This is a genomic window from Deltaproteobacteria bacterium, assembly GCA_009929795.1.
Lineage (GTDB): Bacteria > Desulfobacterota > Desulfovibrionia > Desulfovibrionales > Desulfomicrobiaceae > RZZR01.
On sequence record RZZR01000046.1, the window covers coordinates 1 to 19,618 of the forward strand.

The window sequence follows — 19,618 nt, forward strand, 5'->3', positions numbered from 1 at the left end:
GTATGACCCCGCCCAGACCTTCCGACCCGTACAGGGCCGAGGTCGGGCCCCGGACGATCTCGATCCGCTCGATGGTCTCCTTGGGAATATGTCCCCAGGCCACCCAGGCGATGGCGTTGTTGAAATTGTCGTTCTGGGGAACCCCGTCCACAAGGATGAGGACTCGGTTGTTGCCGACCCCGCGCATCTTGAGGGGGCTGACGATGCCGTTGGTCTGCAGGGCGTAGTGACGGAAATTGTAGATACCCGGGACCTGGCGAATGATGTCCTCCACCCGCTCAAAGGGTGAAGACATGATCTCCTCGCTGGTCAGGACCGTCACGCTCTGGGTGGCGTCAAAGACCGGGATCTCGGTTCTGGTGGTCGAAACCACCACTTCGCCAAGTTGATGCTCTTTTTCGACGTCTTGACCTGGTTCATCCTCGGCCCATCCGAAAGCCGGACCAAGCAGAACGGCCATGGCCACCATCAAAAAATGCAACATCCTCATCTTCTTCTCCTTTTGCTGTTGAATTATTCGCGTTGCCACCCTGCGGCATAACCCCAAAGCCTCAAACCAAAGAACGTATCCGACCTGACTCGCCGGTAAGGACCGCGGCCGAGAACCGCTCGAGCCGATCCCCCATCTGCTGGGCCCGTCGCTGGAGAAAACGGCCCATGAACAGTCCGGGGATGGCTACCACCAGCCCGGCCTGGGTAGTGGTCAGGGCCGTGGATATGCCCGCCGACAAGGCCTGGGCGTTGCCCGTGCCCCATCGGGCTATGGTCTCGAAGGCCTCGATCATCCCGCCCACAGTACCCAAAAGGCCCAAGAGCGGCGCGATGGAGGCCAAAAGGACGATGGTCCGGACATGGCGTTCGGCCCCATGGGCGAGGGACCGGACAATACCTTCCATGATCCGACAATCGAGTTTTGGATCCCCGGTCCGGGCCCTCGAGTACCCGTCGAGCATCGACTTTTGCCATCCCGCCAGGGTGTTCGAGCATACGTTGTCCGCCAAGGCCTCCTCCAATGACTGTTCCCTTGCTTTCCACCCGGCTAACTGGACGGCCTTGAAAAAGACCAGGGTCCACATCCAGACCGAGACCAAGGCCAGGACAACCATGATCATCCCCCCGGCCCGGTACTGTTCCAGGGCCAGGGACAGCAGTCGGTTCATGAACTCTTCCCTCATCGCCCCCTCTCGGAGTCAGATTCGGGTCGACCCAAAAGGACCACGCTCATGGCCACCCCGGCCTCTTCCATGTTGCCGACGATGGCTTCCACCCGGCGTTCAAGGACATGGTGAAGAAAGAGGATGGGGATGGCCACGGCCAGTCCCAACTGGGTGGTGATCAGCGCCTCGGAAATTCCTCCGGACATGAGCTTGGCGTCGCTGTTTCCGAACATGGTGATCACCCCGAAGGTATGGATCATCCCCGTGACGGTGCCTAGAAGCCCGAGCAAAGGAGCGATGGCCCCAAGCACGGACAGGGTGGGCAGAAACCGTTCCAGTCTGGGAATTTCCTTCAAGATGGCCTCGTGAAAGACATTCTCGAGAACCTCCCGGGAAGACTCTGCGTGGCGAAGTCCGGACAGAACGATTCTGGCTATTGGACTCCTGGCCTCGAGCTTCTCGAAATGATCAGCGCTTTGCGCCAGGCTTTTCCGGCCCGCCCAGCCGCGAACCCGAGACAACAGACGTTCGTTTCCAGTGCCGATGCGCAGTAGGGACCAAAGCCGTTCCAGACCGATGGCCAAGCCCAGAAGACCAATGCCCAGAATAGGCCAGACGAGAATCCCTCCGGCTCGGATCTTGGCTTCCAGGCCGCCACCGGGCTTCAGATTGGCCACGTAGACCCCGCCAGAAAAATCAAGGGGCGCTGACAAGGCCGTACCCTCGGCCACGGCCAGAACGGACTCGACCGTCTGCTTCGGAAGATCTCCGGCCGCGGCCGCGAACCGCCCCTGCTCCGGCTTCAGAATCAGAGCGTAGACGTATCCGTCCTCCAATGCGTAGGCCGCATTCTCTCCCAGCCTGACGATGGTCCCGTTATGCTCCATCCCATCCCGCCCCATGAACCGACCCGGCTCCACGGATATTTGTCCGGAGTCCTCGGCCTGGGCCAGGAGAGCCTCGGCCAAGCCCCGGATGGACGGAAACCCGGGCATGGCCTCGCTCTCGACGATTTCCCGGACCGCCGCAGAACGCTCCGGACGACCCGGAGCCGAAAGGCCAACCCGCAGGAGCCGCTGGGCGTCCCGGGCTGCGGTTCGAGTCACGGTCTCGATGAGCAGGATATCCTTTTCCTGTTCGGCCAGAGCTTGCCGCTGGTCCTCCTCTTCGGCCAGGAGGGCCTCGAACTCGGCTTTGAGTTCGGCCAATCCCGCCTCTTGTTCGGCCGCGGCCTTTTTGAGCTCGGACACCCGGGCCGAAAGGGCCTTTTTATCGTTGACGACGGACTCCAATGTTTCGCGGGAATCGGTCTCGATGTTCCGGGCCTCGTCCATGGCCCTTGACGCGGCCTCTGGCCAGGTGGCCGCCCAGAGAGGAACGGAGGTCAGGACTACAAAAATCACTCCGGTCGCCATCCGGAAACAACAATCACGGTTCACTGACCACCTCCCGGGCCACGGGTAGGCCGACCAGTTCCGCCGGTCGCCTCCGGGCCGTCATGTCCAAGGCCACGGCCACCTTGGCCGCGTCCTCGGCACTCATGGGAATCCAGTCCCGGGATACGGGGTCCAGGACAAAGCCCCGCTCCCTGTCCGGGGTCACGAGGTACATGGCCAGCCGCCCGACCCTGAGGGTCGTTCCCTGGACTAGGCCCTCGGCCGTCTCCACTGCGGCCTCACCCGTTTCCACCCCTTGACCGTACTGGGCCTCAATCTGCAGGGCCTCCAATGTTCGCCGCAACTTTTCCCCTAGGGCCAGATCGTGCCGGTTCAGAGCCTCTTGCAGGCGCCGAAGTCTGGTTCCGCGCTCTTCCAGAAGAAATGGCAGGCCAGCTTCCAGGGTACGATCCAGACGCTCGGCAACCTGGTCCAAATAGGGTTCCATCTCCAGGGCGATGACCCGGGCCCCCTTGTGCAGGGCCTCAATCTCCGAGAGCACCCGGTGCTGGTCGGCTATGTACGTGGCGTACTTGCCCGCCTGATGCTTCAGCCAAAGCCGATAGCGAATAAGCTCCAGGGCCTCGTCCTGCAGCGCCTTGATCTCCGGAGCCATGCTCTCGACGTTTTGCTGATCCTTTTGGGCCTCAGTTATGGCCTTCTCCAGGGTCGACAGCACGGCTTCCGGTTCCTGGCCCATGACGGACAAAGGCAAAAAAATAATGATGGCCAGGGCCATCAGTACTGCGTGCATGGTTCTCCTCGGGTTGTCTCCGACGGGGCAAACAAAGACCCGGCCCGGGAACGAAAACACGGGCCGGGTCCATCTCCCGATCAGAAGGTCAGATTCACCCCTGCGATGAAATTCGTGCCTGGCATGGGGTAGCCGGGCAAGTACTCGTATTTTTCGTTGGTCAGATTCTCCACGGCCAGAAATATCTCGCCCTCCCAGGCCTTGGACTCCGGTTCATAGGCATAGCTGATCTTGGTGTTGGCCAGGAAATACGAGTCGACCTTGTCCTCGTTCTCAGTGTCGTATTTTCGGGCCTGGGGCCCCACATACATCTTGGATACCCACAGACCGTCCAGGCTGAGCTTGAAATTCTTCAAAAACCTGTAGTTGAGCCCGCCCGAAACGGTCGTGTCCGGAGCGTAGGGCAGATCGGAGGGGTCCGTGTCCAGAAGTGTCAGACCGGCGAACAGGGACAGATTGTCCAAAGGGTTGACCGTGACCGAAGCCTCCAGCCCTCGGATGGTGAACCGCTCGATATTGGCGTACGTTGGCGGCGGGGGGGGCGGCGGAACAAGGACGAACCGATCCCGGCCCCGGTCGTAGAACAACGAGATGTCGACCACGGCCCAGGCCCCGAAGCGCTGGGTGATCCCGACCTCGTAATGGTCTGTCTTCTCGGCCTTCAGATTCTTCCACGATTCCTTCAGGGCAGGAATAACCTTCTCGGACATGACCACCACCTCAAGGCCGGGATAGACCACTCCCCGGGCATAGTTGGCGTACACTTCCGTGGACTCATAGCCTAGAATGACCCCGGCGTGGGGGGCCAGCTCACTGTTGAAATCCGTGTTGTCGTAGTAACGGACCCCTGCCGAGGGGATGAAATAGAGGGCGTCCCTGGAGCCGAAAAACCAGTTGAGGGCCGTGTAGGGAGACAGAATGGCGAAATCGTGGCCATCCCAATTGTCCGATGTCCCGTCGCTCAGATCCTTGTCGTAGCTGCCCTTGGTGTAGTCCCAGTCAACTCCGGCAAGGAGTTCTCCTCCGCCGGGGATGGTTATCGTCTCCTTGGCCTTGACCCCGTAGAAGAGGAAGTCGTTGTAGAGTTTCTCCTTCACTCCGGGTTTGGAAGTCGGATTGTCAAGCCAATTGCCCTTGCCGTTGTTCCGGTAGGCCTTGATCTCGCCCTTGAGCACGTCATATTCGTGAGAGAGGGTGGCCGACGTCAGGATGTTTTTGGTTTCGTACCGTCCCTGCTTGGCCGTCGAGGGCCTGTCCTCGCTGCCCGGGTCCATGGCGTAGTTATCGGTCAGCAGGGTGAACAAAGCGATCTTCCAGGCCCTGCTCAGCTCATACCCCAGCCGACCGTACACGTCGCGAAGCTCGCCGTTGGAATCGTCGCGATGGCCGTTGGAACGCCGAAACCCTCCGCCCACATAGTAGTCGAAACGGTCCACCTTGCCCCCATTTTCCAGGGTGGTGATGAGTGTCGAGTAGCTGCCTCCAGCCAACTGGGTCTTGGTCACGAAGCCGTCGGTCTTCTTCTCCTTGGGCACGATGTTCACCGCCGCATAGGCATTGCCGAAATTCTGCGGCTGAGGACTCTTGTAGACCTCGATGGATCCTGCCGGATCGATGGCCATGAGGTCGAGCAATGGATGATTCCAGACGCTCATGAACATGGGCACGCCATCGATGAAGGTTTTAATTTCTGATCCCGGACGGCTGGACCCCATGCCGCGGATGAAGATGCCGCCGCCCTCCCCACCGCCGAAGGACCCCAGATAATCGAAACGGGAGATGGTCACCCCGGGCGTGGTCCGCAGGGCAGTGGCCAGGTCCTGGGCGTTGAGGTCCTTGATCTGGCTCTCGGTGACGATGGTTCGCGGCGCGGCATATCTGTCGATTATATTCCCCTCGATGATGGGCGGGGCCGTGACCACCATCTCCTCTAGAACCGTGGCATTGACCGTGTCGTCGGACTCCTGGGCCGGGCAAGGCGCCGACCGAAAAATTCCAAAGACGAACATAGTCGCCATGACGATTGGAAAAAAAATTCTGGACATTTCTCCTCCTTGTCATATCCAAGGGGAAACCCCTCGGATGTTGGGGTTTGCGATCAGGAAGGCAGGATTCTCTTGGCAGGGGCCTGCCTTCCCATTTTTTTCTTTTCAAGATGCTGATCCATGATTTCAGACGAATCGCCACCGGGTCTTGTCTCAACATATCTTGACTGCGGACAGAAAATAGCAATCGAAGTCATGGTCCTGTAATATCTCGATCCTGAAGCCCCGGCCTGTCATGAGGCTTCGCATCACCTGGGCCTCGGGCATGAGATCGCCCTCCACGACCGAACCGGCCTTTCGATGAACGTCGTTGATTTCCTGAAACCCGATGAGGTGAAAAAGAATCAACCGTCCCCCAAGGTTGAGGGCTCGATGAAACATGCCCAAGGCCCGGGCCTTGTCCTCAATGTGCGGGAATACCTGGTGGCAGAAGACCAGGTCCACGCTCCCTTGGCTGAGATCCAGATCCTCGACGGCGGCCACCAGGAGATCCACATTCGCTCGCTCAGCCAGCCGTTTTCGGGCCTCCCCGATCATGCCTGGGCTGATATCCAGGGCGATGACCCGACCTCGCGGACCGACCCGGCCCGAGAGGATGTCGGTCAGTCTCCCGGTCCCACATCCTGGTTCCAGGATCGTCCATCCGGCCAAATCACCGAGAATGTCGAAAACACGCTCCAGCTTGGCCAGTTCTTCAGTAGAGTACTCATCGGCGGCCCAGGGGGCCTGAACCTGGCCGTCGAAGAATGAAGCTTTTGCTGTGTACATGTTCAGGGGCCTCCCAGATCCAATGGTTGTCCAAGGGGGCCGCTTCGTTCGGCCAGAACGAAGTGAAGCGGCTTGCCCAGCAGAAAGGTGTAAATGCGGTCGGCCGTTTCCTGCAGATTCAAATCCGAGAATCGTTCAGGGTGGAGGACTGTCCCCACTGCATAGGCATCGGCAATGACCGTGCCGATGTTGGTCATATACCAGTTGAAGGTGTGCAATCCGTAGACCCTCTGGCTTCGAAAGGCCTTGAGCCGGCCATAATACCGAGGGTTCTTCCTGATATCGTCAACAATGACGCTGTTGCCTCCCCCATCGAGAAAAATCACGTCCGGATCCATGGCCAACAGCTGTTCACGGTCAACAAAGACGTGTCCACTTTTTCCCCCACCGGCAGCGACATTACGGGCTCCTACCCAAGCAAACGGGGCGTAGTCGGCGTCCGTGCTCTCCAGTCCCTGGGTCCCTTTCCAGCCGATGCCTCCCACGTAGGCCCAAGGCTTTTCGTCCTCGGGGATGCCTCCGGTCCGGCGGCCGAGGTCTGCTTGGCAGGAATGGATGAAGGCCACGACCTCCTCGGCCCGATCCTCCTTGCCCAGGACCTTCCCTGCCACGCGCAATGATTCATAGAGCCGGTCGTCGAAGGAGCCGAACTCCCCGTAGGACAAGACCACAACCGGGATTGACAGGGTCCGGGACAGCCGGTCGGCCTTGGCTCCGTCCAGATAGGAGATGAACACGAGTTCAGGACGGGCCGCCAGCACGGCCTCCAGGTCCGGCATGGCGTTGATGGTGCCCACCCCTCCGGGACCGACGATGGGCAAACGACCCAAATCGTCATGGGCCAGCCAATAGGGCCTTGTCGTCGGGAACCTGGTCTCGATGGCCTCCACGCCGACAACGAGGTCCTTGGCCTGGAGGTAGAGGATGAGCCGTAGGGTTCCAGGTGCAAGGCAGACAATGCGGGAGGGTTTTTTGTCCATCCGTACTTCCCGGCCGGCCAGATCGATGACCGTCAAGCCCTGGGCCGCAGCCTGGACGGATCCAAAGACCATCACCAAGGTCAGAAACATGTGCTTTGTATTCAGCACAGCCCGACATCCCGATTGTCGGAGTCGGGAATCGGCAGGGCAAAGGTCCATCCCTCGACCTCGGTCATGACCATGCGCACATCGAATAGCTCCTCAAGGAGAGTGGCGTCCAAGGCCTCCCTGGGAACCAGGGCATGCACCCGGCGGTCCTTGAGCAGCAGAAACCAGTCCGCGAAGCGCAGGGCCAGATTGACATCGTGGACGCTAATCACGGCCGTGAATCCGATCTTCCGGGCCGATTCGGACATAAGCCTGACCAGCTCCAGCTGGTTCTTGAGGTCCAGACTCGAGGCGGGCTCATCCATGAGCAGTACCCGGGGCTTCTGGGCCAGGGCCCGGGCGATGAGTACCTTCTGCAACTCGCCTCCGCTCAGTTCCGATGCCGGGCGGTGGGCCAAGCGGGAAAGGCCCATGAAGTCCAAAACCTCCCGAACGATGTTCAGGTCCTCATCGTTCGGGGCCCAGCGGATGAAGGGTCTACGGCCCAGGAGAACCGTGTCGAAAACCGTGAGGCTCTGCTCCCCGGCCGCCTGGGGCACATAACCGAAAAGGCGACCGAGCTCCCTTCGACTCAAGATCGAAAGATCCGTTTGGCCCAAGGCAACGCATCCCGATTTCGGTTCCAGAATACGGGCCATGCACTGGAGAAGGGTGGACTTGCCCGCGCCGTTTTGGCCCAGAACGGCCAGCACCGTGGCCGGAGGGACCTCAAAATGAATATCCTCGAGCACCGGACGGCTGTCGTACCCGAACATGAGGCCGTCGACAGTGATATTCATGTCCACTGACTTCTGCGCATGAGCAGGGACAGAAAAAGCGGAGCCCCCAGGAACGAGGTCAGGACCCCCACGGGCAACCCTCCCGAACCGACCAGCACCCGCCCCAGGGTGTCGGCGGCCAGCAGAAGCAGGGAGCCGATCAAACAGGAAAATGGCATGAGCATGGAGTGTTCAGGGCCGATGATGCGTCGGGCTATGTGCGGGGCCAGCAGGCCAAGAAAGGCGATAACTCCGTGGAAGGCAGTCACCATCGCTGCCAGCAGGCCGGCCAAAAACATGCCCGACAGTCTGAGCCTGACGACATTCACGCCCAGCCCCAGGGCGGCCTTGTCTCCGGCCAAAAGTGTGTTCAGACTCCACTGATTTGCGAGAAAGAAGACCATGACCGGCATGAAAATCATGGTGATCAGGATGATTTCCGGCCACCCGGCCCGTCCCAGGTCGCCGAAGGTCCAGAAAACGATGGAAGCGATCTCGGTTTCCGTTGCGAAATATTGGATCAGCACTGTGCCCGAGGTGAACAGGGAGGCCAGGGCCACTCCGGCCAGGATCACGGACTGGGTGGACAATTGCCTGAGCACGGCCAGGCCGAGGATGACCGTTGCTGCGGCCATGGCACCAAGAAAAGCAAAAAAGGCCGTCATGGTGGTCAAGAAATAGCCTTGAGCGACCCCGGCGACTGATCGGGAATCCGGCCCGGAAGCTGCGCTCAGTCCGAGATCGATGACCACGATGGCCACGGCCGCGCCGAACCCAGCCCCCTGGCTGATGCCCAGTGTGAACGGGGAGGCAAGAGGATTCTTCAACAGGCTCTGCATGGCCATGCCGGACAAACCGAGAGCCGCCCCGGAAACAACGGCCGAGACGATACGGGGCAGGCGAATGTTCCAGACGACCACGTCGGCGGTCTCGTTACCAGGGCTGACCAGACTTTCAAGGATCTCCCTAATGGAAATCTCAAAGGCCCCGAGCCCGAGGGAAAGTATGGCCAGGAGGACAACCCCGGCCAGGAGCCCCCCGAAGATGGAGACGGCCCGCCTCCTCTTGTGTCGATAGACGGCCAGCGGTTCTTCCGATGGCCTCGAGGACACAAGAAATCGGCTCAACACTCGAACCCCGCATGCTTTGAAAATAAAATTTTTAAATCATTCATGGCCAAGTTGTGCTTTTTTTCATATCATTTTTTAAAAATCAAGATTTTTTTAAAAATCGTGCTATTTTTTAGGGTACTTCATTGAAAAAATATCTTTTTAAATAGCCATATTGTAGACAATAAATTGAATTAACTCATTTTATTATTCTTATAAATCGAAGCACCCCAATGATTCCATTTTCCATCTACGTTGACACATAATTTGGTAACGTATACTCAAAAAAAACTTTTTTGCTCCATTTCTTCCCAAAATCCGAATCAACGGACGACAAACGCGAGGAACATTATGCCCAAAATCGGCCGCATACTCATTTCGACCGTCCTGTTCATCACCTATTTTTCAGTGACCGCCCTGGCCGATCGTGTCGTCACCGATGCATCCGGCCGGACCGTAACCGTTCCAGACACGGTGACCCGGGTCATCTGCTCCGGCTCGGGCAGTCTACGCCTGCTCTGCTACCTCCAGGCCCAGGACCTGGTCGTGGCCGTGGACGACGCCGAAACCAAGCAGCGCTTCCTGGACGCCAGGCCCTACAGCCTGGCCAATCCCCAGTTCAAAAAAATGAAAACCTTCGGCGAATTCCGGGGCCACGACAACCCCGAACTCATCCTGACCCTGGAGCCCCAGCCCCAGGTCATCCTGAAGACCTATTCGGGCATGGGTCATGATCCGGTCGAACTCCAGAACAAAACCGGCATCCCGGTCGTGGTTCTGGAATACGGGGACCTCGGCAAATCAAAGGCCAAGTTCTACGACGCCCTACGGATCATGGGCGAGGTGGTCGGAAAATCGGATCGGGCCGAGGAAGTCGTCGCCTTTTTCGAGGCCGAGATCGCCGAGCTCCAAAAACGAACGGCCGACATACCTCAGGCCGACCGGCCCACGGCCTTTATCGGCGGCGTAGCCCACAAGGGACCCCACGGTTTTCAGTCCACCGAACCGGCCTATCCTCCTTTCGCCTTTGCCGGAGTCCGCAATCTGGCCCTGGAATCCGGCGTGGCCGGAGGCCAACTCTCCCAATCCAATGTGGCCAAGGAAAAAATCGTCGAATGGGATCCCGACTTCCTTTTTCTCGATCTCTCCACCCTGCAGATGGGCGAGAACGCCGGAGGCCTGCACGAACTGAAAACCGACCCGGCCTACCGTTCTCTCTCCGCCGTCAAGGAAGGACGTGTCTTCGGAGTTCTGCCATACAATTGGTACACGACCAACTACGGATCCATCCTGGCCGACGCCTGGTTCATCGCCAAGACCATCCATTCGGATCGCTTTGCAGATGTAGACCCTGTGGCCAAGGCCGACGACATCTATGTCTTCCTGGTCGGAAAACCGGTGTTCAGTGGAATGAACGCTCTGTTCGACGGCCTCGTCTTCACCAACCTGGCCGTGAACTGACATGCACTTTCACGACGGTCAGGTCCCGGACGAGTACAGACGCTATATCGGGCTCAAACTCGCCTTTGTCGCCGCCACGGCCGCGGCAGTGGCCTTGGCCCTGGCCCTGGCCATCTCCCTGGGTGCGGCCCGAGTGCCCCTGATCGATGTGTTCAAAACTCTTCTCGGCTTCGAGGTCCCCAGGCGGTTCGAACTCATCGTCTGGTCCATCCGACTCCCCCAGGCCCTGACCGATTTCACCGCCGGGGCCGGCTTGGCCGTGGCCGGAGCGGCCATGCAGTCCATATTGCGGAACCCTCTGGGCTCGCCCTTCACTCTGGGCATCTCCCACGCTGCGGCCTTCGGGGCCGCCTTTGCCGTCATGCTCCTCGGAGGCGGAGTCATGTCCTCCTCCAGCGTCGGGGCCGTGTCCGTGACCAGCCCCTATCTGACCACGGCCGCGGCCTTTGCCGCCAGCCTTCTGGCCTCCGGGGCCATCATCCTGGTCTCCCGCACACGGGGGGTCACCCCCGAAGTCATGGTTCTCACCGGTGTGGCCCTGGGGGCCCTGTTCACCGCCGGGACCATGTTCCTCCAGTTCTTCGCCGACGACGCCCAGCTGGCGGCCATGGTCTTCTGGACCTTCGGCGACACGGCCCGGGCTTCCTGGTCCGAGCTGGGCATCATGGCCGTGGTCGCTCTGGCCGGGTTCGCCTATTTTCTCTCCCAATCCTGGAGCTACAACGCCATCGACGCCGGGGACGAAACGGCCAAGGGTCTCGGGGTCCGCGTCGAACGGGTCCGGATGCTCGGCATGCTCGTGGCCTCTCTGGTCACGGCCGTGACCATCGCTTTTTTGGGCATCATCGGCTTTGTCGGCCTGGTCGTCCCCCACATGGTCCGCCGGGTCATCGGCTCCGACCACCGTTTTCTCCTGCCGGCCTCGGTCTTCGTCGGCGGATTGCTCCTGCTTGTCTCCGACACCGCGGCCCGCCTCGTCCTGGCCCCCCATGTCCTTCCCGTTTCCGTGCTGACGGCCTTCATGGGCGCCCCGGTCTTCATCTACCTCATCGTCAAGGGAGGCCGCCGATGATCCTCCAGATCGCCGAGCTCGAGTTCGCCTACAACGGCCACCCGGTCCTCAGGGACGTTCGCCTTGAAGTCCGGGCCGGAGAACTTCTGGCCATCCTGGGCCCCAACGGCGTGGGCAAGACCACGCTGCTGAAATGCATCAACGCCATCCATCGCCCCCGGGGCGGGGTGGTCCGGGTGGACGGCCAGGATATCCTCCGTCTGGCTCCGGCCGAAATCTCCCGCTCCGTCGGATATGTCGCCCAACGCTGCGAACCGGCCCGCCTGACCGTGTTCGACGCCGTGCTCATGGGCCGCAAGCCCCATATCCGATGGAAACCGTCGGAAAAGGACCTCTCCATCGTCGACGCGGCCATCCGCCGTCTGCATCTGAAGGCCCTGCTCCTGCGCCATATCGACACCCTGTCCGGTGGAGAACTCCAGAAGGTGGCCATTGCCCGGGCCCTGGTCCAGGAACCGCGGCTCCTCCTCTTGGATGAACCCACCAGTTCCCTGGACCTCAAGAACCAGATGGACATTCTGACTCTGGTCCGCCGGGTGGTGGACGAGCACGCCATTGCCGCGGTCATGACCATGCACGACCTGAACACGGCCCTGCGCTTCGCCCACAAATTCCTGTTCCTGAAGGACGGGAAAATCTTCTCCACGGGCCTCAGCCGTGACATCTCCGCCGACATGGTCGGCCAAGTCTACGGCCTGCCCGTGGAGATCCACCTCATCAACGGCCATCCCACGGTGACCCCGATTCTTGAACCGCAATCCGACCACGATCACGACCACCATCATGTCCATGCGTGCGTGGAAAGCCCCCATGCGGACTGCACACGCCACAATCACCCCTGAACACGATCAATACCGGAGAACCTACATGCCCTGCTCCATCCCCGCTGAAACCATCGAACGCGTCATCGCCTTTCACGGCCACTCCTGCCCCGGCTTGGCCATCGGCATCAGGGCCGCCGAATACGCCCTGTCCCGATTTCCAAATGCCGAACTGGTCGCCGTGGCCGAGACCGACATGTGCGGCGTGGACGCCATCCAGTTCCTGACTGACTGCACCTTTGGCAAGGGAAACTTCCTGCATCGCGATCTGGGCAAGATGGCCTTCACCTTTTACGACCGAAACAGCGGCGAGGGCGTCCGCATCCGCCTACGGCCAGAAGTCCACGCCGGCCCCTCGTCCGAGCGCATGAGGATCCTGTCGGCCCGCAACGCGGCCGGCCAGGCCAGCCAGGAAGAAATAGAGGAATTGACCGACCTGCGCCGACAGCGGCAAACATTCTACATGCAGGCCGAACTCCACGAAATCTTCGATCAGATGCCCGCCCAAGGCCCGCCGCCGCGACCGGCCCGAATACTGGAAAGCCTTGCTTGCGCCGACTGCGGCGAGATCACCATGGAGTCGCGCACCCGCCGCTTTGCCGGAAAGACCCTATGCATTCCCTGCTTCGAGGCCGTGGAACAGAAACGGTAGTCAGACGACGGATTCGGCCCGATCCGGTATTGCCACCACCTCCCCCCTTGGCTATGATCTTTTCAAGGATGACCGCTTCCGGGCCATCCTCAACCCAGTGGAGGCAACCATGACTCTTCGACGTTTCTTCGGATCTCTTGCTCTCGTCGCCGTTCTCGTCTGGGCTTCCGCGAGTTGGGCCGCCGTGGTCGACCAGGGAACGGCCGCTCTGGTGGCCCAGAACCTCATCCACCGCCACACGGCCCATTTCGGGTCTTGGAACGGTCAGGCCGCTGCCGCCATATCCGGGGTCCAACCCATCGTCTGGAACAATCAAGAAGTGGCCTGGAACTTTTCCGTGACTCCATCCGGACACGTTCTGGTGGCCCGCAGCGACCGTCTGAGCCCGGTTCTGCTCTACTCGGCCACATCGTCTTTCGACCCGGCTTTGGCCGGCACGGCCACGGCTCTGGAGTCCTGGATCGTGCCCGAGGTCGGCCGGGCCTTTGCCCACTTCGAGACCCCGGCCTTCAATGTCCGGTCCATGGACCAGGCCTACGAGGCCTCGGCCGTGGCCGCGGCCTGGAGAATTTTGACTTCCGATCCGGCCCAGAACAGGCTGACGGCTAAACGGGGCATCCGCAGCGTCGGACCTCTCATGACCTCCCGCTGGGGCCAGGAAACTCCTTACAATCTTCTCTGCCCCATGCTTGGCGGTGAGCAAACCATCGTCGGCTGCGTGGCCACGGCCTGGAGCCAGCTCTTGCGCTATTGGCAATGGCCCGACCGGGGCACGGGCAGCCATTCCTACTATTGGGAGACCGGGGGCCGGACTCTGACGGCCAACTTCGACCACGCCTACGACTGGGCCAACATGCCCGATGAGCTGACCGCCTCCAGCACCCAGGCCCAGAAGGATGCCGTGGCCCGGCTCTGCGCCGATGTGGGCATTTCGGCCGACATGGACTACGACGTGGACGAGTCGGGCAGCGGCATGTACGCCGACGAGGTCCTGCACCTCTACTTCAAGTACAAGCCGACCATGACCCAGCACAGCCGGACCTCCTACCCAGACGCCGACCAGTGGATGGCCCTATTCCAGACCGAGATCGACGCCTCTCCCGGTCGCCCGGTGGTCTTTTCCATTTTCGATACCACCGGAGGGGGGCACGAGACCATCATCGACGGGTATCAGGACGGCGCCACGGACATGGTCCACATCAACTACGGCTGGAACGGGAACTACGACGGCTGGTACGACGTGACCCAGAACTTCCAGGCCATCTGGACCTGGGAGGCCGACTCCCAGATCATCGTCACCGGCATCGAGCCCGACAAGGCCGGACCGACCCTGCCTTACGTCTACTACCTACTTCTTCTGGCCGGCAGCGAGGAGACCTGGACCGGCATCGCCCTGTCCAACGCCGCCAACGCCCAGGCCACCGCGGTCCAGATGGCCTACTACCGCCACGACGGCACGGCCGAGACTCCGGTGGACATGACCCTGCCTGCCGGTGGACAGTCGGCCTTTCTCCTGCCTCTCAATCCCTGGAACGGATGGGCCAAGGTTTCGGCCCAAAATCCCCTGAAGGGGCTCATCCTCGTCGGGGACGCGGATGGCTCGAGTCTGGCATCCCTGAACATGGCCCAAGCCCCACTCACAACCCTGGTCGTGCCCCAGGTGGCCACAGGTGATTCGGGCTGGGGCACGGACGTCCTCCTGACCAATCCCTCGGGCCAGGCAGCCTCGGTCACCTTGAGCTACAGGGACACCCAGGGCCAAATCCAGGACACCTACGGTCCCATCTCCATCCCAGCCCAGGCCCAGCAGACTCTGTCCCTGGGCGTCCTGTTCGGCACCCGCAACGGCGGATCCGTGGTCATCGAATCGACCCAGGCACTGGGCGGCGTGGCCGGCTACGCCCAGACCGTCCAAGCCCATGCACCGTCCACGGCCCTGAATATGAACCGCTGAATGCCTTCACTCCAAAAAAAATCCCGGCTCCGGTCATTTCCGGAGTCGGGATTTTTTCTTTGAAACGAGTCGGACGGACAGTTCTATGACCAACCTCGTACTTGAAATTTCATCACGGCAAAAGATCGCCGATGAGCAACTTGGCCATTCTCGGCCGGCCGACCCATTGGGCTCCAACCCTGGATCCGTTGACATACTTGAGAATGGCCACGGCATCCATCCAGGTCTCGTTGAGATCGTCCCAGCGCAGGATGATCTCGGCCCGGTCCCCGGCCTGCAGATCGTGGCCGTCGGATCGGACCACGAAACCGATCCCGTCAAAGGAGATGTCCCGGACCTCCAGGTCGACCGATCCCTTTCCGTCTACGCTGCACTCCCCGGTCAGGGCACAGTCCATCCGGTACCAGACTCTCCGGTCGTCGCCGTCGCACTCGCTTTCCATGGCTGTCATCCTCATTGGCCGAGCAGGGCCCGGGCAAAGTCTTCGGCGTTGAAGGGGCGCAGATCCTCCATCTTCTCCCCCAGGCCGATAAAGGAAATGGGCAGGCCGTGCTCCAGAGCAATGGCCACGATGATCCCGCCCTTGGCCGTTCCGTCCAGCTTGGTCATGACGATGTCGTCGATATCAACGGCCTTGGCGAAAAACTCCACCTGGGACAGGGCGTTCTGGCCCGTGGTCGCGTCCAGGACCAGGGTCACCCTGTGCGGAGCCCCGGGATGCTTCTTGGCCACGACCCGTTTAATTTTCTTGAGCTCTTCCATGAGATCGACCTTGGTATGAATCCGTCCGGCCGTGTCCACGAAGAGCTTGTCGTACCCCTCGGCCATGGCCTTTTCCAGTCCCTCGTAGGCCACGGCTGCGGGATCGGACCCGTGCTCCTTGGCAAAGAACCCGGCCCCGGTCCGCTTGGCCCAGATGCCCAACTGCTCGATGGCCGCGGCCCGGAAGGTGTCCCCGGCGGCCACCAGGACTTTCTGGCCCTGCATCTGTGCCCTGTGGGCCAGCTTGGCGATGGTCGTGGTCTTGCCCACTCCGTTGACCCCGACCATCATCACCACCTCGGGGGCCAGGGGAACAGGGCGCCGTCTGGGCTCCTTGAAGATGGTCACCAGTTCGTCCCTCAGGAGCTCCTTGAACCCGTCGGTCTCGACCAGACCTTCCTTGCGAACCCGGCTCCGCAACTGCTCCAGAAGCTTGGCCGTGGCCGAGTAGCCCACATCGGCCATGATCAGGATTTCCTCAAGCTCTTCCCAGAAGGTGTCGTCATAGCGGCCCGACAGTTTGAGCAGCTGGTCAATCCGCCTGGACAGTTGTTCCTTGGTCTTGGCCAGACCGTCCGAGAGCTTGACGAACAGGCGATCCCGCTCGTCCTCCTCGTCCTCCAGATCCAGGGCCAGGGCCAGCCGGTACTGGAGTTCGGACCGAAATTCCTCAACCCGCTCGTAGTCCATGTCCTCGAGCCAGGCGTCGAAGCGGGTGACAAAATCTTCGGCCTCCTGAACCGGGGCCTCCAGGCTGACAAAAAGGAACCTAAGACGCTCTCGAAGCTCCTCGCCCCGAGCTGGAATGCCGTCGAGGATCAGATCCAGCCAAACGCTCAGCTTCGGCTCGGCCTTGTGCAGGGCCGTCAGAAGCTCCCGCTTCCAGGCAGGCCCTTTGTCCGTGTCGACACCCCCATCGGATGACAGTTGAGGCTCGATCGGAGTCTGCTCACTGTCTATCGGACCCGTCTCGGACTTTGAGAGCATCTCGGCCGGGACGGGACCGGGTTCGACCTCCGGCAGCTTTAAGGAAGGCTCAGGTGTTGGCTCGACCCTGGCCGGCTCCTTGTCCTGCCCCTTCCAAATTTTTTTCAGCTTTGAAAAGAAACCCATGGCGTCTCCTTGGGCCGGTTCAGCCCTCAAGATGGACGAAGACCTCTTCCCACAGCACCTTGCCCCGCTGTTTTTTGAGACTTCGCAACAAAACGTAGATGGCCCCGGCCCCGCCGTGACGGGGCTGGGCCGTGGCAAAGGCCAGGACGATCCTCTTCAGTGGATACCTGGTCAACCAGACCTGAAGCTCTTGACGGAGTACGCTCATCCCATGTGGGGAGTTCCGCCCCCGCCCTGTGACCACCAGCACACATTTCCGGCCCGACACGTAGCTCGACCGAATGAACTCTGTCAGGGCGATCTGGGCCTGGTCGGAATTCATGCCGTGGAGGTCGAGATGGTTCTCGACACTGAACACCCCGGCCTTGAGCTTGTCCAAAGTCCTCTGATCCAGCCCCTGGACTCGGCCCTGCATGTACTCGTTGGTGAATTCGAGCAGAAACTCGCACTCGCCGTTGACAATCCTGGCCAGATCCCGGACCGGATCGTGGGGCTCGGCTGGGCTGCGACCCACCGCCTGGACGACCGGTGTTGGAACCTCCCGCCCCCGGCCCTTGAGCGGCTTGATCCCGGTCATGGCCTGCTCGAACAGGGTCTGCTCTTCCTCGGACTCGGTTCGGGTCGGCTCGGCCTTCTCAACCTTGGCCTTGGAACGGGCGGATTTGGCCCGGGCTTTCACCTCGGCAGCCCTGGTCCTCTTCCGCTCTTCCTCGGTGGACAGGCCCAGAGCCTGGGCCAAATTCTTGAAAGGCTGCTGCATGTCGATTGTCGTCCTCGAAGTCAGTCCCGGACCGAAGAATGAACGTCTGGAATCTTGCCGACAGTTTTCACCCTTCCACCGAAGGATTATAGCCCAAAGGCCGTCAAAGGGCAAAAAGAATCATCTCCGGCTGAAAGACTTGCCCAGCGTGAGGCATCGGTCCGCCCTTGGCAAGAAGAATGGCCTGGATTAGAATTCCGTCAAACCCAATGGAGGAACAATGGATATCGCAGCACAGATGAAGGGAATGGCCGTCCGAGCCAAAAAGGCAGGGCAAGGCTTGGCCAAAACCAGAGGGGTTGACCGGGCCGCGGCCCTCGTGGGGCTGGCCGAGGCCCTTGTCGCCTCACAGGACGAGATCATGGCCGCCAACGCCAAAGACCTGGAAGCCGCTCAAAAGGCCGGATTGGACCCGGCAAGGCTTGACCGGCTCCGTATAACTCCGGTCACGGTCGAATCCATGGCCGCGGCCTGCCGCCACGTAGCCGGCCTGTCCGACCCCGTGGGTGAGATCGAATACATGTGGAAGAGGCCCAACGGCCTGCTGGTCGGAAAGATGCGCATTCCCCTGGGTGTTGTGGCCATCATCTACGAATCCCGGCCCAACGTGACCATTGACGCGGCCATCCTCTGCCTGAAGGCCGGGAATGCCGTGGTCCTTCGAGGCGGTTCCGAGGCCTGGCACTCCAACATGGCTCTGGGCGGTCTGCTCTCCCGGGCACTGGAAGACGCCGGGCTGCCCGGCGAGGCCGTTCAGATCGTGCCCACCACCGACCGCCAGGCCGTTTCGGCCCTTTTGACCCTGGACGAATACATCGACGTGGTCATTCCCCGGGGCGGCGAGGGTCTCATCCGGGCCGTGACCAGCCAGGCCACCATGCCCGTCCTCAAGCACTACAAGGGCGTCTGCCACGTCTTTGTCGACCGTTTCGGCGACCTGAACCAGGCCTTGGACATCGTCTACAACGCCAAGGTCCAGCGTCCCGGAGTCTGCAACGCCCTGGAATGCCTTCTGGTCCACGAGGAGGTGGCCCGGACCTTCCTGCCCCAATTGGCCGAAATCCTGGCCCCGGCCGGGGTCCGCTTCAAGGCCTGCCCCGTGTCCCTACCCCTTCTGGGAACCCAGGCCGCTCCGGTCGAGGACGGCGACTGGGGCCGGGAATTCCTGAGCCTGGAAATGGCCGTCCTTGTCGTGCCCAGCCAGGACGCCGCCCAGAACCACATCGCCCGCTACGGCTCCAACCACACCGAATCCATCGTCACCCAGGACCACGGACGGGCCATGCGCTTCATCCGCGAGGTGGACGCCTCCGCGGTCATGATCAACGCCTCCACCCGCTTCAACGACGGCGGCGAACTCGGTCTCGGAGCCGAGATCGGCATCAGCACGTCTAAGATCCACGCCTATGGACCCATGGGAGTGAAAGAATTGACGGCCACCAAGTTCGTGGTCTTCGGCGAAGGTCAGGTCAGGGAGTAGATCCTCATTCTCACTCGCTTTCGGCCGGGTCGTGATCCGTCTTCGCGATCCGGCCGAAATGCTCCCGGAGCTTGGCCAGGACGTGCTCATGCCCGCCCGGACCGTGGGGCAGACCGCAACCCGAGCAGTCCTTGATTCCCGAGGGCAGAATCCTGAACTCTCCTCCGCAGTTCTCGGGAAAAATGAAGTACAGCGGGCAATAGCAATGCTTGCAATTGAAGACCTCAGCCGGGACGTTTCCATGGCAGGGGAAATAGGGACAGTTCAGGTTCTGGTTGAAGACGTCGGTGCCGCTTTCGTTACGAATTGGTTTCTGACCGGCGGTTTTTTTTTCGCTTTCGCTGCTCATGGCGTATTTTTCCCAACCTGCCATCAACGGTCAAGAACCATTTTTCTTTCTCTCACTGATTATAGTTTCTACAATATGA

19 protein-coding genes are annotated in these 19,618 nt (G+C 60.9%); 6 read left to right on the plus strand and 13 right to left on the minus strand.

Translation table 11 applies throughout. The features are described from left to right. The 9 genes from EOM25_06970 to EOM25_07010 form a co-directional block, all read right to left on the minus strand. Positions 1-490, minus strand: a 490-nt coding sequence (locus EOM25_06970; protein ID NCC24925.1) for a TonB-dependent receptor, incomplete at its 3' end; no start/stop codon positions are given. A 61-nt stretch (positions 491-551) separates the two neighbouring features. Continuing rightward, entirely contained in the window at positions 552-1,160 is a 609-nt protein-coding gene (locus EOM25_06975; protein ID NCC24926.1) for a MotA/TolQ/ExbB proton channel family protein, read from the minus strand. 11 nt (positions 1,161-1,171) lie between these two features. After that, on the minus strand, positions 1,172-2,596 hold the full coding sequence (locus EOM25_06980; protein ID NCC24927.1) for a MotA/TolQ/ExbB proton channel family protein: 1,425 nt from the start codon (positions 2,594-2,596) through the stop codon (positions 1,172-1,174). After that, positions 2,586-3,347 carry a DUF3450 domain-containing protein gene (locus EOM25_06985; GenBank protein ID NCC24928.1) on the minus strand — a complete coding sequence of 254 codons (762 nt, stop codon included), beginning with the start codon at positions 3,345-3,347 and terminating at the stop codon, positions 2,586-2,588. The genes EOM25_06980 and EOM25_06985 overlap by 11 nt, the downstream gene beginning before the upstream one ends. An 80-nt stretch (positions 3,348-3,427) precedes the next feature. Next, the gene (locus EOM25_06990) at positions 3,428-5,392 is read right to left on the minus strand and encodes a TonB-dependent receptor (GenBank protein NCC24929.1); all 1,965 of its coding nucleotides are present in this window, start codon (positions 5,390-5,392) and stop codon (positions 3,428-3,430) included. Positions 5,393-5,545: 153 nt separating this feature from the next. After that, positions 5,546-6,160, minus strand: coding sequence for a methyltransferase domain-containing protein (locus EOM25_06995; GenBank protein ID NCC24930.1), 615 nt, complete (start codon positions 6,158-6,160; stop codon positions 5,546-5,548). Between the two features lie 2 nt (positions 6,161-6,162). Then, positions 6,163-7,230 carry an iron ABC transporter substrate-binding protein gene (locus EOM25_07000; GenBank protein ID NCC24931.1) on the minus strand — a complete coding sequence of 356 codons (1,068 nt, stop codon included), beginning with the start codon at positions 7,228-7,230 and terminating at the stop codon, positions 6,163-6,165. Between the two features lie 11 nt (positions 7,231-7,241). Beyond that, the gene (locus EOM25_07005; protein NCC24932.1) at positions 7,242-8,027 is read right to left on the minus strand and encodes an ABC transporter ATP-binding protein; all 786 of its coding nucleotides are present in this window, start codon (positions 8,025-8,027) and stop codon (positions 7,242-7,244) included. Then, positions 8,024-9,052, minus strand: a complete 1,029-nt coding sequence (locus tag EOM25_07010) for an iron ABC transporter permease (protein NCC24933.1) — start codon at positions 9,050-9,052, stop codon at positions 8,024-8,026. The genes EOM25_07005 and EOM25_07010 overlap by 4 nt, the downstream gene beginning before the upstream one ends. A 414-nt stretch (positions 9,053-9,466) precedes the next feature. Here EOM25_07010 and EOM25_07015 point away from each other — a divergent pair, with 414 nt between their 5' ends. The 5 genes from EOM25_07015 to EOM25_07035 all read left to right on the plus strand — a co-directional run bounded on the left by EOM25_07015 (position 9,467) and on the right by EOM25_07035 (position 15,075). Then, entirely contained in the window at positions 9,467-10,576 is a 1,110-nt protein-coding gene (locus EOM25_07015) for an iron ABC transporter substrate-binding protein (GenBank protein ID NCC24934.1), read from the plus strand. A 1-nt stretch (position 10,577) separates the two neighbouring features. Then, the gene (locus EOM25_07020) at positions 10,578-11,648 is read left to right on the plus strand and encodes an iron ABC transporter permease (protein ID NCC24935.1); all 1,071 of its coding nucleotides are present in this window, start codon (positions 10,578-10,580) and stop codon (positions 11,646-11,648) included. Then, positions 11,645-12,490 (plus strand): ABC transporter ATP-binding protein, encoded by an 846-nt coding sequence (locus tag EOM25_07025; GenBank protein ID NCC24936.1) that lies wholly within the window; start codon positions 11,645-11,647, stop codon positions 12,488-12,490. The genes EOM25_07020 and EOM25_07025 overlap by 4 nt, the downstream gene beginning before the upstream one ends. A gap of 25 nt (positions 12,491-12,515) precedes the next feature. Next, positions 12,516-13,121, plus strand: coding sequence for a formylmethanofuran dehydrogenase (locus tag EOM25_07030; GenBank protein ID NCC24937.1), 606 nt, complete (start codon positions 12,516-12,518; stop codon positions 13,119-13,121). A 109-nt stretch (positions 13,122-13,230) separates the two neighbouring features. After that, the gene (locus EOM25_07035; protein NCC24938.1) at positions 13,231-15,075 is read left to right on the plus strand and encodes a hypothetical protein; all 1,845 of its coding nucleotides are present in this window, start codon (positions 13,231-13,233) and stop codon (positions 15,073-15,075) included. A gap of 112 nt (positions 15,076-15,187) precedes the next feature. Here the strand turns inward: EOM25_07035 and EOM25_07040 are convergent, their stop codons facing one another. From EOM25_07040 to EOM25_07050, 3 genes are read right to left on the minus strand one after another with little or no spacing between them, the layout of a single operon-like run. After that, positions 15,188-15,517 carry a hypothetical protein gene (locus EOM25_07040; GenBank protein ID NCC24939.1) on the minus strand — a complete coding sequence of 110 codons (330 nt, stop codon included), beginning with the start codon at positions 15,515-15,517 and terminating at the stop codon, positions 15,188-15,190. Positions 15,518-15,528: 11 nt separating this feature from the next. Next, entirely contained in the window at positions 15,529-16,950 is a 1,422-nt protein-coding gene (ftsY, locus tag EOM25_07045) for a signal recognition particle-docking protein FtsY (GenBank protein ID NCC24940.1), read from the minus strand. Between the two features lie 19 nt (positions 16,951-16,969). Beyond that, complete coding sequence (locus tag EOM25_07050) at positions 16,970-17,710, minus strand: DNA mismatch repair protein MutS (GenBank protein NCC24941.1); 741 nt, start codon at positions 17,708-17,710, stop codon at positions 16,970-16,972. Positions 17,711-17,930: 220 nt separating this feature from the next. Here EOM25_07050 and EOM25_07055 point away from each other — a divergent pair, with 220 nt between their 5' ends. After that, a complete protein-coding gene (locus EOM25_07055) occupies positions 17,931-19,190 on the plus strand; it encodes a glutamate-5-semialdehyde dehydrogenase (protein NCC24942.1) in 1,260 nt (419 codons plus the stop codon). Positions 19,191-19,200: 10 nt separating this feature from the next. On the opposite strand, the gene EOM25_07060 is transcribed toward EOM25_07055, so the two are convergent. Beyond that, on the minus strand, positions 19,201-19,539 hold the full coding sequence (locus tag EOM25_07060) for a metal-binding protein (protein ID NCC24943.1): 339 nt from the start codon (positions 19,537-19,539) through the stop codon (positions 19,201-19,203). Between the last annotated feature and the right edge of the window lie 79 nt (positions 19,540-19,618).

Excerpts from the sequence above, each read along its gene's own strand:
- EOM25_07060 (NCC24943.1), bottom strand. The coding sequence starts at position 19,539 with ATGAGCAGCGAAAGCGAAAAAAAAACCGCCGGTCAGAAACCAATTCGT.
- EOM25_06985 (NCC24928.1), bottom strand. The coding sequence starts at position 3,347 with ATGCACGCAGTACTGATGGCCCTGGCCATCATTATTTTTTTGCCTTTG.
- EOM25_07035 (NCC24938.1), top strand. The coding sequence starts at position 13,231 with ATGACTCTTCGACGTTTCTTCGGATCTCTTGCTCTCGTCGCCGTTCTC.
- ftsY (NCC24940.1), bottom strand. The coding sequence starts at position 16,950 with ATGGGTTTCTTTTCAAAGCTGAAAAAAATTTGGAAGGGGCAGGACAAG.
- EOM25_06990 (NCC24929.1), bottom strand. The coding sequence starts at position 5,392 with ATGTCCAGAATTTTTTTTCCAATCGTCATGGCGACTATGTTCGTCTTT.
- EOM25_07040 (NCC24939.1), bottom strand. The coding sequence starts at position 15,517 with ATGGAAAGCGAGTGCGACGGCGACGACCGGAGAGTCTGGTACCGGATG.
- EOM25_07055 (NCC24942.1), top strand. The coding sequence starts at position 17,931 with ATGGATATCGCAGCACAGATGAAGGGAATGGCCGTCCGAGCCAAAAAG.
- EOM25_07030 (NCC24937.1), top strand. The coding sequence starts at position 12,516 with ATGCCCTGCTCCATCCCCGCTGAAACCATCGAACGCGTCATCGCCTTT.
- EOM25_06995 (NCC24930.1), bottom strand. The coding sequence starts at position 6,160 with ATGTACACAGCAAAAGCTTCATTCTTCGACGGCCAGGTTCAGGCCCCC.
- EOM25_07025 (NCC24936.1), top strand. The coding sequence starts at position 11,645 with ATGATCCTCCAGATCGCCGAGCTCGAGTTCGCCTACAACGGCCACCCG.
- EOM25_07015 (NCC24934.1), top strand. The coding sequence starts at position 9,467 with ATGCCCAAAATCGGCCGCATACTCATTTCGACCGTCCTGTTCATCACC.
- EOM25_06975 (NCC24926.1), bottom strand. The coding sequence starts at position 1,160 with ATGAACCGACTGCTGTCCCTGGCCCTGGAACAGTACCGGGCCGGGGGG.
- EOM25_07005 (NCC24932.1), bottom strand. The coding sequence starts at position 8,027 with ATGAATATCACTGTCGACGGCCTCATGTTCGGGTACGACAGCCGTCCG.
- EOM25_07000 (NCC24931.1), bottom strand. The coding sequence starts at position 7,230 with ATGTTTCTGACCTTGGTGATGGTCTTTGGATCCGTCCAGGCTGCGGCC.
- EOM25_07020 (NCC24935.1), top strand. The coding sequence starts at position 10,578 with ATGCACTTTCACGACGGTCAGGTCCCGGACGAGTACAGACGCTATATC.
- EOM25_07050 (NCC24941.1), bottom strand. The coding sequence starts at position 17,710 with ATGCAGCAGCCTTTCAAGAATTTGGCCCAGGCTCTGGGCCTGTCCACC.